Annotated in this window: 13 protein-coding genes and 1 tRNA gene; 12 read left to right on the plus strand and 2 right to left on the minus strand. The window is 44.7% G+C overall.

Translation table 11 applies throughout. The annotated features are described in order from the left end of the window. Positions 1 to 216: 216 nt before the first annotated feature. From ftsH to ACXAH6_RS09785, 7 genes are all read left to right on the plus strand, one after another. Positions 217 to 2,166, plus strand: a complete 1,950-nt coding sequence (ftsH, locus tag ACXAH6_RS09755; RefSeq protein ID WP_474876476.1) for an ATP-dependent zinc metalloprotease FtsH — start codon at positions 217 to 219, stop codon at positions 2,164 to 2,166. A 132-nt stretch (positions 2,167 to 2,298) separates the two neighbouring features. Next, positions 2,299 to 3,123, plus strand: coding sequence for a dihydropteroate synthase (gene folP, locus ACXAH6_RS09760; protein ID WP_474876477.1), 825 nt, complete (start codon positions 2,299 to 2,301; stop codon positions 3,121 to 3,123). A gap of 106 nt (positions 3,124 to 3,229) precedes the next feature. Next, positions 3,230 to 4,573 (plus strand): phosphoglucosamine mutase, encoded by a 1,344-nt coding sequence (gene glmM / locus ACXAH6_RS09765; RefSeq protein ID WP_474876478.1) that lies wholly within the window; start codon positions 3,230 to 3,232, stop codon positions 4,571 to 4,573. Positions 4,574 to 4,969: 396 nt separating this feature from the next. Next, positions 4,970 to 5,341 carry a preprotein translocase subunit SecG gene (secG, locus tag ACXAH6_RS09770; protein ID WP_474876479.1) on the plus strand — a complete coding sequence of 124 codons (372 nt, stop codon included), beginning with the start codon at positions 4,970 to 4,972 and terminating at the stop codon, positions 5,339 to 5,341. Positions 5,342 to 5,351: 10 nt separating this feature from the next. Then, a tRNA-Leu gene (locus ACXAH6_RS09775) sits at positions 5,352 to 5,437 on the plus strand. A 211-nt stretch (positions 5,438 to 5,648) separates the two neighbouring features. Then, positions 5,649 to 7,988, plus strand: coding sequence for an EAL domain-containing protein (locus ACXAH6_RS09780; protein WP_474876480.1), 2,340 nt, complete (start codon positions 5,649 to 5,651; stop codon positions 7,986 to 7,988). 9 nt (positions 7,989 to 7,997) lie between these two features. After that, the gene (locus tag ACXAH6_RS09785; RefSeq protein ID WP_474876481.1) at positions 7,998 to 8,126 is read left to right on the plus strand and encodes an entericidin A/B family lipoprotein; all 129 of its coding nucleotides are present in this window, start codon (positions 7,998 to 8,000) and stop codon (positions 8,124 to 8,126) included. A 19-nt stretch (positions 8,127 to 8,145) separates the two neighbouring features. Here the strand turns inward: ACXAH6_RS09785 and ACXAH6_RS09790 are convergent, their stop codons facing one another. After that, a complete protein-coding gene (locus ACXAH6_RS09790) occupies positions 8,146 to 9,771 on the minus strand; it encodes a diacylglycerol kinase family protein (protein ID WP_474876482.1) in 1,626 nt (541 codons plus the stop codon). 81 nt (positions 9,772 to 9,852) lie between these two features. On the opposite strand from ACXAH6_RS09790, the gene ACXAH6_RS09795 reads away from it, so the two are divergent. From ACXAH6_RS09795 to ACXAH6_RS09815, 5 genes are all read left to right on the plus strand, one after another. Then, positions 9,853 to 10,383, plus strand: a complete 531-nt coding sequence (locus ACXAH6_RS09795) for a DUF2878 domain-containing protein (RefSeq protein WP_474876483.1) — start codon at positions 9,853 to 9,855, stop codon at positions 10,381 to 10,383. A gap of 526 nt (positions 10,384 to 10,909) precedes the next feature. Then, positions 10,910 to 12,409: a sodium/proline symporter PutP gene (gene putP, locus ACXAH6_RS09800; RefSeq protein ID WP_474876484.1), complete on the plus strand. Its 1,500-nt coding sequence runs from the start codon at positions 10,910 to 10,912 to the stop codon at positions 12,407 to 12,409. A 13-nt stretch (positions 12,410 to 12,422) separates the two neighbouring features. After that, complete coding sequence (proB, locus tag ACXAH6_RS09805; RefSeq protein ID WP_474876485.1) at positions 12,423 to 13,532, plus strand: glutamate 5-kinase; 1,110 nt, start codon at positions 12,423 to 12,425, stop codon at positions 13,530 to 13,532. Continuing rightward, the gene (locus ACXAH6_RS09810) at positions 13,529 to 14,776 is read left to right on the plus strand and encodes a glutamate-5-semialdehyde dehydrogenase (RefSeq protein ID WP_474876486.1); all 1,248 of its coding nucleotides are present in this window, start codon (positions 13,529 to 13,531) and stop codon (positions 14,774 to 14,776) included. Before proB ends, ACXAH6_RS09810 begins: the two co-directional genes overlap by 4 nt. A 140-nt stretch (positions 14,777 to 14,916) precedes the next feature. Further along, positions 14,917 to 15,795 carry a mechanosensitive ion channel family protein gene (locus tag ACXAH6_RS09815; RefSeq protein WP_474876487.1) on the plus strand — a complete coding sequence of 293 codons (879 nt, stop codon included), beginning with the start codon at positions 14,917 to 14,919 and terminating at the stop codon, positions 15,793 to 15,795. A gap of 24 nt (positions 15,796 to 15,819) precedes the next feature. On the opposite strand, the gene ACXAH6_RS09820 is transcribed toward ACXAH6_RS09815, so the two are convergent. Then, positions 15,820 to 16,377 carry an HNH endonuclease gene (locus tag ACXAH6_RS09820; protein WP_474876488.1) on the minus strand — a complete coding sequence of 186 codons (558 nt, stop codon included), beginning with the start codon at positions 16,375 to 16,377 and terminating at the stop codon, positions 15,820 to 15,822. Positions 16,378 to 16,583 lie beyond the last annotated feature (206 nt).

The following is a 16,583-nucleotide window of genomic DNA, read 5'->3' on the forward strand; positions in this document are numbered from 1 at the left end:
AAAAGAAACATCCAACTTATATTATTGGGTCGTATAAAGGGTGTGCACCATTCACCGTATTCCCATTTTACTGAGGGGGATATGGTGGCTAGCGGATACAAAGTATAGTACTCTCTAAGTAACGAATTTCGTTGCAAATTGGGATAGCGCCCCCATACACTGATTAAGCGTGGGTGCAGTTATCACCCATTTGGGTTTTTACAGAGGTTAGTAGCATTGAGCGACATGGCAAAAAATTTAATCTTGTGGTTAGTTATCGCCGTAGTTTTGATGTCTGTGTTCCAGAGCTTTTCGCCTAGCGATTCAAGCCGAACGCAAACGTCCTACGATACATTCATCAAAGAAGTGAACCAGGGCAATGTACGCGAAGCTCGCATTGACAGCGGTTCTCGCAAAATCACTGGTACACGACGTAACGGCGACCAGTTCGTCACTTACATTCCTATGTACGATGACGGTCTTATGAAAGACTTATTAAACAGTGATGTACGCGTGGTCGGCGAGCCGCCAGAAGAACCATCTATTCTTACATCGATCTTCATTTCTTGGTTCCCAATGTTGCTACTTATTGCGGTATGGATATTCTTCATGCGTCAAATGCAAGGTGGCGGTGGCCGCGGAGCGATGTCATTCGGCAAGAGCAAAGCACGCCTACTTGGCGAAGACCAGATTAAGACCACGTTCGCGGATGTCGCAGGTTGTGATGAAGCAAAAGAAGACGTTACCGAGTTGGTAGACTTCTTACGCGACCCATCAAAATTCCAGAAATTAGGCGGTAAGATCCCTAAAGGCGTATTAATGGTTGGTCCTCCTGGTACAGGTAAAACCTTGCTAGCGAAAGCAGTAGCGGGTGAAGCGAAAGTACCATTCTTTACGATTTCGGGTTCTGATTTTGTTGAAATGTTTGTTGGTGTGGGTGCATCACGTGTTCGCGATATGTTCGAACAAGCGAAAAAATCAGCGCCATGTATCATCTTTATCGACGAAATCGATGCTGTAGGTCGCCAACGTGGTGCAGGCTTAGGTGGTGGACACGACGAGCGCGAACAAACTCTGAACCAAATGCTAGTCGAAATGGACGGTTTTGAAGGTCATGAAGGCATTATCGTGATTGCTGCTACTAACCGCCCAGACGTGTTAGACCCAGCGTTGTTGCGTCCTGGCCGTTTCGATCGTCAAGTAGTCGTGGGTCTGCCAGATATTCGTGGTCGTGAACAAATTCTTAAAGTGCACATTCGCAAAGTGCCAGTGGGTGATAATGTTGAGCCTTCAGTAATAGCGCGTGGCACGCCAGGCTTCTCTGGTGCAGACTTGGCGAACCTTGTTAACGAAGCGGCATTGTTTGCTGCACGTGCGAACAAGCGCTTAGTGGGCATGGAAGAGTTTGACAAAGCGAAAGATAAAATCATGATGGGCGCTGAGCGCAAGACTATGGTGATGTCTGAGCACGAGAAAGAAATGACTGCATACCACGAAGCAGGGCACGCAATTGTTGGCCGTTTGGTGCCAGAGCATGACCCTGTCTATAAGGTATCAATTATTCCACGTGGTCGCGCATTGGGTGTGACTATGTATTTGCCAGAGCAAGATCGCGTTAGCCATACTAAAAAGCACCTAGAAAGTATGATTTCTAGCTTGTTTGGTGGCCGTATTGCAGAAGCAATCATCTATGGTGACGATGAAGTGACTACCGGTGCATCGAACGATATCGAGCGAGCTACAGACATTGCACGTAAGATGGTGACTCAATGGGGCTTGTCGAGCAAAATGGGTCCAATGCTTTACGCGGAAGAAGAAGGCGAAGTGTTCTTGGGCCGTAGCATGTCTAAAGCGTCTCATATGTCTGATGACACAGCACGTGCCATCGATGCTGAGATTAAAACGTTGATCGACAACAACTACGACCGAGCGCAAAAAATCCTCGAAGATAACATCGACATTCTGCACGCAATGAAAGACGCGTTGATGAAGTACGAAACTATCGATGCGAAGCAAATCGACGATTTAATGGCTCGTGTAGATGTGCGCCCACCTTCTGATTGGGACGATCGCAAACCTAAAGACGGTGATAAGCCCAGTGGCGGCACACCGGTAACCGAAGGTGAAATTACCAACGATGGTGTAGATAAACCCTCGGTGGGTAAACCAGGCGACCTGCCAAGTTAATTACCCTTGTTTAAAATAAAAGCGCCAGCATACCACTGGCGCTTTTTTCGTTGTCTTATCCGTCATTTTCGCGTTGGAACAAATGTAAAATCATCTTCATGTTACAACGCAGTATTTAACAGTGAGCGTAATATGTTAATTAGAAACCAAGACGTCGTTTTTTCTTCTCCCGCAGTGATGGGAATTTTGAATGTAACCCCTGATTCTTTCTCTGACGGCGGCAAACACAACACGTTAGACAAAGCATATGCCGAAGCGATGAAAATGGTTGAAGCTGGCGCAGAGTTTATCGATATTGGCGGCGAATCGACACGCCCAGGTGCCCCTGAAGTCTCTGAAGAAGATGAACTCGCGCGCGTGGTCCCCATTATTGAAAAGATCCGCGCTAACAGCGATGTGTATATTTCCATTGATACCAGTAAAGCAAAAGTTATGGAACACGCTGTGAATGCTGGCGCAGATTTGATCAATGACGTAAGGGCTTTACAAGAACCTGGTGCGTTAGCCATTGCCGCTCAATTACAGGTACCTGTCTGTCTAATGCATATGCAAGGGCAACCTCGAACGATGCAAATGGACCCGAGTTACCGAAACGTAGTTGACGATGTGAACGCGTTTTTACTCAATCGCGTACAAGCTTGCGTTGACGCTGGAATCGCAAAAAATGCAATCATGCTTGATCCTGGCTTTGGCTTTGGAAAATCGGTCACTCATAATTACGAATTGCTAGCGAATTTAGAGTCTTGCATGGCGCTTGGCTTTCCTGTTTTGGTAGGCATGTCACGTAAATCTATGATTGGCAATTTGTTGAACCGAAGTGTTGACCGTCGCCTAGCTGGGAGTATTGCTGTAGCAACAATAGCGGCTCAAAAAGGCGCACATGTTATCAGGGTACACGATGTGGAAGAAACGATGGACGCGGTGCGAATAGTCAATATGTTGAAGCAAGTGTCGTAACGACAAACTCGCACCTAACAGGTTATTTAGGTTGAATTTATTATTTCTTCTGCTCCGTATTGCAATACAATATAGTTAAATAAAATAAGTAAGGGACCCTTTTGTAATGGGAAAACGCAAATATTTTGGTACCGACGGTATTCGAGGTAAGGTCGGCGAAAGCGTCATTAATCCTGAGTTTGTGACCAAGTTGGGTTGGGCCGCAGGTAAAGTGTTGGCGGGCCAAGGTACCAACAAGGTATTAATTGGCAAAGATACGCGAATTTCAGGGTATATGCTCGAATCGGCACTAGAAGCGGGTTTGTCAGCAGCAGGGATCCACATTAGTTTGCTCGGGCCTATGCCTACACCTGCCATTGCGTATTTAACTAAAACATTCAGGGCTGAAGCGGGTATCGTGATAAGTGCGTCACACAACCCGTATTACGACAATGGCATTAAGTTCTTTTCATCTGATGGTTACAAATTGGATGACAGTATTGAATTGGCCATTGAAGCCATGATGGATGAGCCTATGGTTTGTGTGGCTTCTGATCAGTTAGGTAAAGCGAGTCGGGTTAACGATGCTTCCGGTCGCTATATTGAATTTTGTAAGGGCACTTTTCCATCGGACCTCTCCCTCACTGGCTTAAAAGTTGTGGTTGATTGTGCACATGGAGCAACGTACAACATCGCACCCAATGTGCTATCAGAACTGGGGGCCAAAGTTATTGAAATTGGTACTGACCCAGATGGGCTGAATATTAACGATGGTGTTGGAGCGACCGCGATACAGGCGACCATTAACAAGGTTATCGAAACCAAAGCAGATTTGGGTTTTGCGTTAGATGGCGATGGCGACCGGATCATGATGGTCGACCATCTGGGTAATGTGATTGATGGCGACCAGCTGATTTACATCATCGCAAGAAACGAATTGAAATGCGGGCGTTTACAGGGTGGTGTCGTGGGCACACTCATGAGTAACCTCGGTTTAGAAGTGGCCTTGTCTAAATTAGCGGTACCCTTTACGCGCAGCAAAGTAGGCGACAGGTATGTGATGGAACTTCTTCAACAGAAGGGCTGGGCCATTGGTGGAGAGAACTCTGGCCATGTGCTTAATTTGGCAATGAGCACAACGGGTGATGGTATTATTGCTGGGTTGCAGGTGATTGCTGCCATGTTGCGCGCAGGTATGACACTCCACGACTTGGCGGCGGGTTTCGAAAAATATCCGCAAACTCTCATTAATGTGCGTTTTGAAGCAAGCAGCAAAGACCCGCTTACTCATACAGATGTACAAGAAGCGGTAAAAGCGGCCGAAGCAGCGATGGGGAAAAAGGGGCGCGTATTACTGCGTAAGAGTGGTACAGAGCCACTTATCCGTGTAATGGTAGAGTCTGATGATGAGTCAGTTTCTAACCAGTGGGCAGAAAATATCGCCGAGGTTGTACGCAAAGTCACCAATTAAACCGTGTAGGCTAGGAAATTGATTTTTCTACTTGTATATTGCAATCGGAATCGTTAATATCACGCCCGCTTCGAAAGAGCAGTAAACGCTTGAGAGTGCGAATTAGCACCTTGATAATTGTCATAGCGGGCTTGATACCCAACTGAGATTGGCGGTGATTTTAAGTAAAAAGTCAATCACGCAGAGAGCGTTTAAGATTTAGCTTGTGTAAATATTGCAGAAAAATATTCAAGCATCGCATTTGGTATTCATTAGTTTTCACAGTGCGATTGTGACAGCAAAAAACGCAGCACACGGTTTACACAGGAAAGACAGGCGATAGTGGCAATAAAGCTATAGCCTAAAAATGGAAGAATTTACGCCAACGTAAAAATTGGCAGGTTAATTGAGGTAACTATGTATTTGTACGAAGTGCTACTTGTCGTGTATCTGGTTGTTGCTTTGCTTTTAATCGGTTTTGTACTGATTCAGCAAGGTAAAGGCGCAGATATGGGCGCATCTTTTGGTAGCGGTGGTTCTAATACTGTATTTGGGTCAAGCGGTTCTGGTAATTTTATGACCAAAGCTACAGCGATCCTTGCAACGTTGTTTTTCGTTATTAGTTTGTGGCTAGGTGGCATGTCTGCTAACCATGAAAAGGCCACTGACGAATGGGAAAACCTAGACGTTCCAGCTGAAGTACAAACGTTGCCAGCGAACGATACTGACGTGCCCGCTTCTGATGTACCAGCATCAGACGATGATACGAACTCAGACGTTCCAAACTAAAACAGTTTTCGCGGAAGTGGTGGAATTGGTAGACACGCCATCTTGAGGGGGTGGTGAGCATAGCTCGTGCGGGTTCAAGTCCCGCTTTCCGCACCAAATCGAAACCCGGACTTTGTCCGGGTTTTTTTATGTCTCGACATCACCGAATACGGTATTTAATTCCCTTTAAATAGGCAATGCATTAACATCAGACTACACTAATAAACACTATTCATTTATCACAATTATCAGTAGCATGGACCGGTAAAGTAACAGGGTAGGGTTTGTTATTCAGTATTCAATGAAACTTTTTGGTGGCTAACGCGCGATGTTAGTTTCTTTGCGACAACGTATTTTCAGAATTGTACTTGCCGGTATATTGATCACTGCTTCGCTGATATTGATCAACGTGTGGACAGCGACTTCAGGTGTCGTTAGAAAACAATTAGATAAAGACATTGCGATTGCTCAAAGCGTGTTTAACCGCGTGGTAGATGACCGCCGTAAGGCGTTGCTAGATACAACACGCGTATTATTACGTGATTTTGGCTTTAGACAAGCAATTGCCTCAAAAGACCAACCAACGATCACCAGCACATTCGAGAGCTTCAAGCGTCGAATTAGCGCCGATTTCATGACTATTGTCGATCTTAATGGTGATGTTGTGACAAGTGATTCTGCATTTTTTACACGCAATCATCAATTTCCCTATCCCGATATGATTCAAGATGCTTTGCAAGGTGGTGCTGAGGGCGCAATTACTGTGAATGACGAACTGTATCAAGTAGTAATGTTGCCTATATTAACGCCGACGCCTTCAAGTGTGGCCTGTTTAGGCTTTGCCCTAGATGATGATTTTTTTGAATTGCTTAAAACCTCTATGCAGGCTGATATCATCATGTATATCACTACCGCGTCTGGTGAATTACAGATAATGAATGCCAGCATGCCAAAAGACAAAGCCCTGTCGGTGGTGCAAAATCAACAATCTTCTATTAGTTGGTTAGACGTGACAGTAAAAAACAGAGGCGCGTACATTACACAGCCTTTGCAATGGTCTCAAATGGTTAATGCTGATGTGAAAATTTTATTAGCAGCCGATGCCACAGAGCAATATGAAAGTTTTAGCCAATTACAAATCACCATTATCGGTATCTCTATTCTCGCCATTTTAGTGACGTTGCTCATGACGTTTTGGTTATCTCGTCGCGTCAGTCAGCCGTTGGCTTCATTGGTTGATGCAGTTAAATATATATCCGAAGGCAACTACCACGAAGAAATAGCAGTAAAGGGCAGGTTGAGGGAAATTCGTAGCTTAGGTACGGCATTCACGAGTATGAGAGACAGCATCCGCTCGCGTGAAGAACGTATAAGATACCAAGCCCAACACGATATGCTCACAGGCCTTTACAATCGAAATTATGTGGAGCAATGGGTCAATGACGCATTGACCGCAGGGCGCCCGTTTCAAGCGATTGCCGTTAACTTACAAGGCTTTCGCACTATTAATGACTTATACGGGTTTGCAAACGGTGATGTGTGTTTAAAAACAACGTCGGCGCGGTTGGAAACCATGGACGGAGTGGCGGCACGACTGTCGGGTGGGGAATTATTGTGGATACCCGCAACAATATTGAGTCACGACAAACTTCTGGAAGTGAAAGCGCTGCTTGAGACGCCGGTTGAAACCGATGGTTTGGTTATTCCAATCAAAATGACATTAGGGGTGTTGAACTGCCCTGAACAAGCGGCGACCGCGGAAGAAATTTTTCGAAAAATTAATATTGTTATCGATGACGGTGAACATGGGTTTAATGCGTTGACGTTTTATGACCCTGAAATAGAAAATCGATACATACGACGTTTGACGATTATCACAGAGCTAAAACGCGCGCTATCCAGTGCGCAAGATGAGCTCTATATGGTGTACCAGCCAAAAGTCGATTTAAAATCAAATCAAGTGACAGGTGTTGAAGCACTTATCCGTTGGGTAAACAGTAGTTTGGGTTTTATTCCGCCTGATGAGTTTATTGGTATTGCCGAAAATGCCGGCCTTATCGACCAAATAACTATGTGGGTGGCACAACAGGTAATTGAAGATTTGCGCCGTTTTCGACAAGCCGGGTATCCTATTACTGCTGCGATCAACTTTTCTACCCAAGATATACAAAATGCTGAGTTACTTGAAACCTTCACTCAACGGTTACGGGACGCGGGTTTTGCGTCTAATGACGTAGTACTGGAGATAACAGAAAGCGATTTGGTGGCAGATGCCGATACGGCGATTAATAATTTGAACAACTTGAAAAGTCAGGGGTTTGCGTTGGCTATTGATGACTTTGGTACAGGGTATTCGTCGCTGGCTTATTTGAAGCACTTGCCGGTATCTACGGTGAAAATTGACAAGAGCTTTGTCCTTAACCTTTCAACTGACCACGATGACCAGCAAATAGTGAAAACCATTATTGCGCTGGCAAATGTGTTCGGTTTGTCTGTGGTTGCCGAAGGTGTTGAAAATAAAGATGCCATGCGCATGTTATCTGACTTTGGTTGTGATATCGCACAAGGGTATTATATCAGTCGTCCAGTTAAGTGCTGTGAGTTGATAGATTGGTTGGGAGACTATGAAAAAAACAATGCACCACATAGTATTACCAGTAATATTTAGGAGATTAAAATGAAAAAGAAATGTTTACTGATTGTCGCGTTGATTTTGGCCACCGCTTCGTGTGCGACGATTGAAGGCGCTGGAAAAGACATAGAAAAAGCGGGTAAAGCGATTCAAGAAGCGGTTGAGCAGGAATAATTCCTGCTCTTTGTTAGTGCTAATTCAATTGTGTGCTGTTAGCCATAACATTTAAAGCCTGCGGGACCGTTTTTATTCGTAGTTCGTCACTCTCATAAATTTCACCGTCTATGGCATAAGCCATTGTACTCGCTAATTTAACGGTGACTTCAGCGACACGCTGATGCACGATACGCGATGAGAGTGCCGTGTCGGTTGCCCCGCTCAGTACCAGCTCAGCCAGAGAAAAGAAATTGGCTGAGCGGTGTGCTTCTTTTGGTAACCAGGTTATATCCACCTTTCCGTCTTTAACATCGGGTTGTCCACCACCTTGGGCTAACGCGGTTGCTGTTGGTGCGGCATTGGCGATCACCACGCTGGGTGTTTCTATTCTGGTTTCTTTTCCTTCCGTTACTAGAGTGACATCAAGAATTTTATTTTTGTTCAGTGCCTGCCACAGTCCAGATAAATAAGCGAACTGGCCTCCTGCGTTTTTATTTTCTCGGTCGGCATATTCAATCATTTGCGACTCAAAACCCACAGCTGCAACAAGTAGCATCAGCTTTTCATTACAATAAGCAACGTCTATTTGATGTGAATTCCCTTCGATCAAAACGTCACAAGCGGTAGCAATAGGCGATACTTTACTGCTTAAACCATGAAATACGGAAGCCAGCGCATTGGCAGTGCCAAGTGGGATTATCCCCAAGGTCTGTGGTTGCCTAACTAAGGCACTTGCTACTTCGGTTACCGTACCATCACCACCACCGGCGACAATAATTTCAAACCCTTGTTTTAGTGCTTTGTGTGCCAGTTGCTGAGCGCTTATCGATTCAGTGGTTTCAAATATAGAGACCTGGAAATGGGGGGTGAGTCTGGCGACGATGTCGTCTTGGTATTTGCCCCACTTACCGCCGCCAGCGACGGGATTCATGATTAACGCCAGTCTCGGAGGGAGAAATAGCTTTCCTCCTTGTTTGATGCGCTTCAGTGTCGATAGTTGATGTTTGTTCAGTCGGGCGGTTGAACGTATGGCGTTTATTTTTTGCATAGCGTCAACCACTGAAAGGGTATCGTCTTGTGTGAGTAGATAGGCTGCAACCATGTACACCGAACGCCCACGGCCTAAGGCGCAATGCACGACCACCTTCTGATCTTTTTGCTTGTGTTGCTCAATGAAGTTAATGGCTTGATTAAGCTGCGCTTGTGTCGGTGGCATATGGTCTAGTACTGGCACGTTGAGGTAGTCGAAATCTCTCGATGATGCAGACCAATCTAAGCCGTCAAATTCAGCCGTGACGTCTAAAATGGCATTAATACCATGTGCATCTAATGTTTCGACATCTCTTGGTAATAAACGCGCCGCGAGGTAAATATGCTCAGTTATCTTTTGAACGTGAGGGACTTGGTCGTGGGCGCGTTGCCATTGATTGTAAATTTGGGCGCCTAACAAGAATGGGAAAAATATCCATCGTATGTAAAAGGGAATATGGCCGTCGTGTCGCTTGCGAAATAACGATGGGTATGCGAATCCATAGGCAAACGAGACGGAAGCGAAACACAGTGCTACCCATATCAATAGCACTTTTACTAGCCAAAAAGGGATGAGGACCGCGCCTATTACAGATAAAAGTACAAGTAATAAATAGTACTTTACCATTTTCATTCGTCTCTTCTCCTTGATAGTTTTTTGAACTTACTCACCGCTGGCGCGTAACAGCATTAATACTCTTTTTGAGCCAGATATATGAATAAGTATTTTAATCTCATCAACTTCGTAATCTTCCAAGTTATATGGTTTGTACTCATCCTAGGGAAAAACGATTACTTATTTATTGCATTATTGCTATTGGGCTTGCACTTTTATCTCGTGAAAGACGCGGTAAATGAACTCAAGCTAGTTGGTATCATTACGGCATTGGGCACCTTGGTCGATAGTGTGTTGGCCCATGCTGAGGTGTTTGTTTTTTATGATCCAATACACACACTGATGATACCTCTGTGGCTGCTCGTTGTGTGGAGCGGATTCGCAATAACGCTGACACACAGCTTATCGTATTTCCACTCACGATTTTGGCTGAGTGTGTGTGCGGGTATGGTCGGCGGGCCGGCAAGCTATCTAGCCGGAGAGCGATTAGGCGCTGTGGCTTTTTCTCATTCTTCTTTGATTACCGCTCTTTGCTTGGGTGTACTTTGGGCAATCTTATTTCCGCTCTCAATAGGGTTGGCTAAGCAGTCGAAGGGCGTTTCGACGAAAAAATATGCGTCCACCGAATAAAAGTAATTTTAAGAGTAATAATTTCATCTGTAACTAAAATGTCATGTTTTACCGGGTAGGATAGTGTTATTGGCTACAATGGAAATTGCGATAAACACAGTCATTACTTCATCGTCGTAACACTTTTTGATTTTATGCAATTTTGGTGAATAGTTATTCGAAAATCGGCTTTGTTTGCGGCTTCTCGATTGCAAAGCGGATCAAAAATTTAATTCTACTTTGCTTTTTATGTATTTGAACGACTTGATTTGGTTTGTGATTAAACAGATAAGTATTTGTAATTATGTTGAATTTATTGCGTTTTATGTTATTGAGTTCTCCGGTCAAAAATCTTGATAGGGAAAGTCTCAGTACAAAGCTCATCTTGATAGGGTGTTGCAATTAACTGCATAATCTGAATATAATTAGAGTACAAATTAATTGATCGGCAAATAAAATTAATAATAAATCTTGCTGATACAGAAATCCGAAAGACACCGTGTTGTGGAAAGTCGGTGAAAACAAGTAGGGGTTATCAAGATTCATTATGGAATTTGAAGGTTATATATCACTCGCCATTTATTTTTTAGCGATGTTGGGAATAGGGTTGTTCGCTTATCGTCAATCTACCAGTGATATTTCTGGCTATATCCTTGGGGGTCGTAAAGTGAGTCCTCAGGTTACCGCTTTGTCTGCGGGCGCTTCTGACATGAGTGGTTGGATGTTAATGGGGCTGCCTGGTGCTATGTTTGTATCTGGGTTCGATGCCATGTACATCGCAATTGGCTTATTGGTTGGAGCATTAGCCAATTATTTGTTGGTGGCGCCACGATTACGGGTTTATACCGAAGTTGCTGACGACGCACTGACAATACCAGAGTTTTTCGCCAAGCGTTTCGGGCAATCAAGTGCTTCGGTACGCATTGTTTCAGCCGCGATCATCGTGATGTTTTTCACCTTGTATACGTCGGCGGGGTTAGTCGCTGGCGGTAAATTGTTTGAAAGTGCTTTTGATGTGCAATACCAATGGGGTTTGGTGATTACTTTAGGCGTAGTTGTGTCATACACCTTACTCGGCGGTTTTTTAGCGGTCAGCATGACCGACTTTGTTCAAGGTTGCATTATGTTCGTTGCACTTATTTTGGTGCCTCTTGTGGCTTACCTTGAATTTGATTCGGCGTCGCAGATGGCAGATGCCGCCTACATGTCGATTCCGAGCTTATCGGCGTCGCTGGAGAACTTAACACTGGTCGGGCTGGTTTCGAGCTTAGCGTGGGGGCTTGGGTATTTTGGTCAGCCTCATATTATTGTTCGATTTATGGCGATTCGCTCGGTGAAAGACATAAAAGTGGCACGAAATATCGGTATGTCATGGATGTCAGTCACCATTATTGGTGCGCTAGGTACAGGGTTTGTTGGTATTGCATATGCAAACCAATTTGGTTTGGCAGTTGATGATCCAGAGACTATTTTTATCTTGTTTTCACAAATATTGTTTCACCCATTAATCAGTGGCTTTTTAATGGCGGCAATATTAGCGGCAATTATGAGTACGATTTCATCTCAATTGCTGGTGTCTGCAAGTTCATTAACGGAAGACATCTACCGCGTAGTGTCAAACAAAGAAGTGGCAGAAAAAACAACCGTGTCGATTGGTCGAATGGGCGTAGCTGGGGTGGCTGTCGTGGCCTTGCTTTTAGCTTTGGACCAGTCAAATACCATTTTGTCGTTGGTGAGTAACGCCTGGGCTGGGTTCGGTGCTGCTTTTGGACCGCTAGTTTTGTTTTGCTTGTACAAGAAAAACCTCACGCATAAAGCGGCGATGGCAGGCATTGTCAGCGGTGCAGTAACTGTACTGTTTTGGATATACGCTCCAGTGCTCGACAACGGTAAAACATTGAGCAGCGTAATGTATGAAATTATTCCTGGTTTCATTGTGAGTACGGTAACAATTTGGTTGGTCGCCAAATTTGATGAAGCGCCGAGTCAGGAAGTGACCGCTACCTTTTCAAAAGCTACACAAACGTTAACAGAACAAAGTTCTTAAGGTTATGAGTAACATGAGTCATCCAGATTGGAAACGCATAGTAATTAAAGTCGGGAGTGCGTTGATCGCACCGAACAAAAAAGGGTGCAGTAGTCATTACTTACTGAGCATTGCACAATTTATTGTTCGCTGCCGAGCGCAAGGTACACAAGTTGTCCTCGTGTCGTCGGGGTCTGTCGCGGCAGGTTCCCATCTGTTTCCAGAATTTGAAAAAGTCGATATCAGTGTAAAAAAAGCGATGGCCGCAGCCGGTCAAACCGAGATGATGGCCACGTGGGATCGTTTGTTTGATTTTCCCTCAGCACAGATGTTGCTAACTCACGCAGATTTACGTGAACGCGAACGATATGTGAGTATTCGCGAAACGATTTTTAGTTTACTCGAACACGGTATTTTACCGATTGTGAACGAAAACGATACCGTGACCACAGATAAACTTAAAGTGGGTGACAACGATAATTTGTCGGCGATGGTGGCGGCTGCCGCGGATGCCGATGCGTTGATTATCTGTTCAGATATTGATGGGTTATACACCAAAAACCCACATGAGCATGACGACGCGGAGTTATTGTCTGAAGTGAATAAAATCACTGAAGAAATTTATGCTATGGCCGGCGGCGCGGTTTCTGGTGGCGTAGGCACGGGGGGCATGCGCACAAAAATACAAGCCGCAGAAAAAGCCGTTTCGCATGGTATAGACACATACATTATTAACGGTTTTACTGAATTGTCGTTTAATATGCTGATGGATGGGAAAAACCCCGGTACCCATTTCAAACCGTACGACAAGCCGATGAAAGAAAACGTGCACTGGATGCGCCACACGTCTAACGCACAAGGCGAAGTGATCGTAAATGGTGACTTTACCGCCAAGTTAGACACTGAAACTGAGCAGTTAACCAGTAGCGAGATTATAGACGTAAAAGGTGAGTTCTCTGTAGGAGATACGATCCTTGTGCGTAAAGATGATGGAACAAAACTGGCAAAAGCAAAATCGAATTACAGTAGTTGTTTACTGAATTTTATTGCTAACCAGGAGAGTGATGAGTTCGCCTCTGAATTTGAAGAGAAGACAGGACCTATCATTTCTAAACAACATATTGCAGTAATGGAGAAAGAATGAGTTTAATTAGTCAATTGTCAAAAGATGCGGCTCACGCTGCTCGTACACTAGCTGTACTGGATACTGAGAAGAAAAACGCGGTACTCACAGACATGGCAGCGGCAATTCGCGCCAATAAAGACAAAATTATCGAAGTGAACACGGCTGAAGTGGCGCGAGCCAAAGAAAACAATCTTGATGCCGCTATGGTCGATCGTTTAATTCTTAACGATGCGCGTATTGAAGATATGGCTGTTGGGATCGAAACCATTATTGAACTAGACGACCCAGTTGGCCAAGAACGCCATTTTGGTACTCGCCCGAATGGTTTGGAAATTCGCAAAATGCGCATCCCATTGGGTGTAGTCTGCATGATTTATGAGGCTAGACCCAATGTGACGGCTGACGCGGGCGCCTTGTGTTTTAAATCAGGCAATGCGGTGATCCTGCGTGGCGGTAAAGAGGCGCTTGATTCTAGTTTAGCGATTGCAGGTCTATTGCAAGATGTGCTGGAACAACATGGTTTGCCTCGTGCACTGATTACGGTTGTACCCAACCCAGATCGCGCATTAATGCAAGAGCTAATGGAGCAGCGCGATTACATTGATGTGATTATTCCGCGCGGTGGCGAAGGCTTAATCAACTATGTTACCGACAACAGTAAAGTACCGGTTATTCAGCACTTTAAAGGTGTATGCCACTTATATGTTGATAAAGACGCCGACCTCGATGTTGCGTTAGAAATATTGTTGAATGGTAAAACGCAACGAACAGGTGTGTGTAACGCACTAGAGGGGTTGATTGTTCACCAAGCGGTAGCCGGTGACTTTTTGACCAAAGCCGCCGCAGCATTAGAAGCAAAAGATGTGAAAATTCATGTGAATGAAGCGGGTAAGGCTTACTTCACCACGCCTGACGTCATTGCCGAAGATGCTTATGGTGAAGAGTACTTAGGGTTAGAGCTGGCGGTGCGTGTAGTTGATGATTTTAATGCCGCCATTGATCATATTGCCCAATTTGGTAGCAACCATACCGAAGTGATTTGCACTAAAAACCAAGACGCAGCGAAGATGTTCCAGCGTGCTGTCGATGCATCGGTTGTGATGGTCAATGCGTCGTCACGTTTTTCTGATGGAAGTCAGTTGGGGCTAGGTGCCGAAATAGGCATTGCAACAACGAAATTACACGCGTATGGCCCGATGGGATTAGAGTCACTCACCACAGAGAAATTTTTGGTTTGTGGCGAAGGACAAGTACGAGACTAAACAAAAGAGTAACTCGTTGATACGCCGTGTAAACTGGCATTGCAGGCGGGTCAACTCTTAGTCATAATAGAGAAGGCTGCTTCACGGCATGTGAAGCGGCCTTTTTTTATAGATTCGACTAGCGGTAATTCGGAGTTTGCGTGGAAATCAACATCCAAAAATTGTGGTTTGAGAGTGTACACTTTGTGCAAGAGTACAAACTGTTCTCTTCGTTTGTCTTTGTGGTGTTGTTTCTAACGTTTCGCCAACTCGTAGTACGGGTAATAAAAAAACGCAGTAAGCGTAAAGGCGAAGATCGTCGACATCAAATAAACCTGATCGAACAACTGACCAATGCATTTTTAATCATCTGCTTGCTTATGTTCTGGTCGGCAGAAGTGCAAAATTTAGCTATTTCTATTGCCGCATTTATGGTGGCCATTGTTTTTGCCACACGTGAATTTATCCAGTGCTTTATGGGCTTTATTTATTATATGAGTGCACGCCCGTTTAGAGTGGGAGACTGGGTACAAATGAACAACGTGGTTGGCGAAGTGGTGGAAATGGATTGGGCGAAAACCACCTTGCTAGAGGTAGAAACCGAGTCTTTTGCGTACACAGGGAAACACGTGTACATGCCAAATAGTCAATTGGTTACGCAGTCTATTAAAAACTTAAACTTCTTGCGTCGTTACACCATGCATGAGTTTACTATCACCATGGAACCATTGGTGAATGGCTATAAACTGCTCCCTGAGTTTTCTGAAAAAGCCAAAGCCCACTGTGAATATTATCGCGACGTTGCCGAACGTTATAAGAGCGTGATTGAGCGTCACTTAGACGCTGAGTTTATTGCTATAGACCCTGTGATTGTGATCGAGACCAATAAATTTGCCAAACTATTGGTTAAGGTTTCATTGTTTTGCCCAACGGTTGAAGCATCAGACCTAGAGCAGAAAATTTGTAACGACTGGATGGACCTATGGTACAAGGAATTGGACGCGCAAAAATTGAGCCCAGCTCCGCCAGCGGTGCATTAATATTGAACTGTGGCGCGCCGAATACTAGCCTGCCTGAGTGAGCCAATTCCGATTAGCCGTAAAGTGGTTACTTAAAAAATCCATTTGGTCGGCGAGTATTTTGCGATTCATCAAGTAAAAACGTTCGTACCGATTGGGCTGAAAGGGCACTGCCAGTAACGGCATTCCTGCTTCTTCAGGCGTTCGCGCCCCTTTGTGGTGGTTGCAACGCGAACAGGCGCTCGCCACATTGGTCCACACGTTTTTTCCACCTCTGGAGCGGGGGATAATGTGGTCTCTTGTTAATTGCCCAACGGGAAAACGCTCACCACAATACAAGCACAGATAATTGTCTCTGCGAAACAAATAGCGATTGCACAAAGCCACTTTACCGGTACCTGAAGTCACTCGGCCATCACAGCCGATGATCGATGAAATGTGCAGTTGGCTTTGTTCGCCCCAACGATTCCAGCCACCTTTTAAGGTATGGTAATTTGCACCAAGCTCAAACAGTACTTTGTCTTGTGCGTAATAGCGTGCGGCCTCATACACATTTAGCCAGTCCAGTGGCATTCCCGCTTTGTTTAATCGTAAAATTAACATGGTGTGTCCAACTCAAAGCTTGTTCCTCTATTAGCATACCGCTTTTTATGACAAAGTGATGAAAAAGTGAACAAAAAAGGCATTGCTCAACGCCCTACAAGCGTTCGGTTTGTTTGACAACGAGCCACAATATTGTGTTATCCGCAATCAATTGCGTTTTTCGATAAAATTATCGCGGTGGTTTGTCTTGGTATTGTTGACATTCG

Source organism: Alteromonas sp. ABE4_545 (assembly GCF_056161325.1).

Bases quoted from the DNA above. Each gene is read 5' to 3' on its own strand.
- glmM (WP_474876478.1), top strand. From the start codon at position 3,230: ATGGGAAAACGCAAATATTTTGGTACCGACGGTATTCGAGGTAAGGTC.
- ACXAH6_RS09790 (WP_474876482.1), bottom strand. From the start codon at position 9,771: ATGAAAATGGTAAAGTACTATTTATTACTTGTACTTTTATCTGTAATA.
- ACXAH6_RS09795 (WP_474876483.1), top strand. From the start codon at position 9,853: ATGAATAAGTATTTTAATCTCATCAACTTCGTAATCTTCCAAGTTATA.
- proB (WP_474876485.1), top strand. From the start codon at position 12,423: ATGAGTCATCCAGATTGGAAACGCATAGTAATTAAAGTCGGGAGTGCG.
- secG (WP_474876479.1), top strand. From the start codon at position 4,970: ATGTATTTGTACGAAGTGCTACTTGTCGTGTATCTGGTTGTTGCTTTG.
- ACXAH6_RS09820 (WP_474876488.1), bottom strand. From the start codon at position 16,377: ATGTTAATTTTACGATTAAACAAAGCGGGAATGCCACTGGACTGGCTA.
- putP (WP_474876484.1), top strand. From the start codon at position 10,910: ATGGAATTTGAAGGTTATATATCACTCGCCATTTATTTTTTAGCGATG.
- ACXAH6_RS09780 (WP_474876480.1), top strand. From the start codon at position 5,649: ATGTTAGTTTCTTTGCGACAACGTATTTTCAGAATTGTACTTGCCGGT.
- ACXAH6_RS09785 (WP_474876481.1), top strand. From the start codon at position 7,998: ATGAAAAAGAAATGTTTACTGATTGTCGCGTTGATTTTGGCCACCGCT.
- ACXAH6_RS09810 (WP_474876486.1), top strand. From the start codon at position 13,529: ATGAGTTTAATTAGTCAATTGTCAAAAGATGCGGCTCACGCTGCTCGT.
- folP (WP_474876477.1), top strand. From the start codon at position 2,299: ATGTTAATTAGAAACCAAGACGTCGTTTTTTCTTCTCCCGCAGTGATG.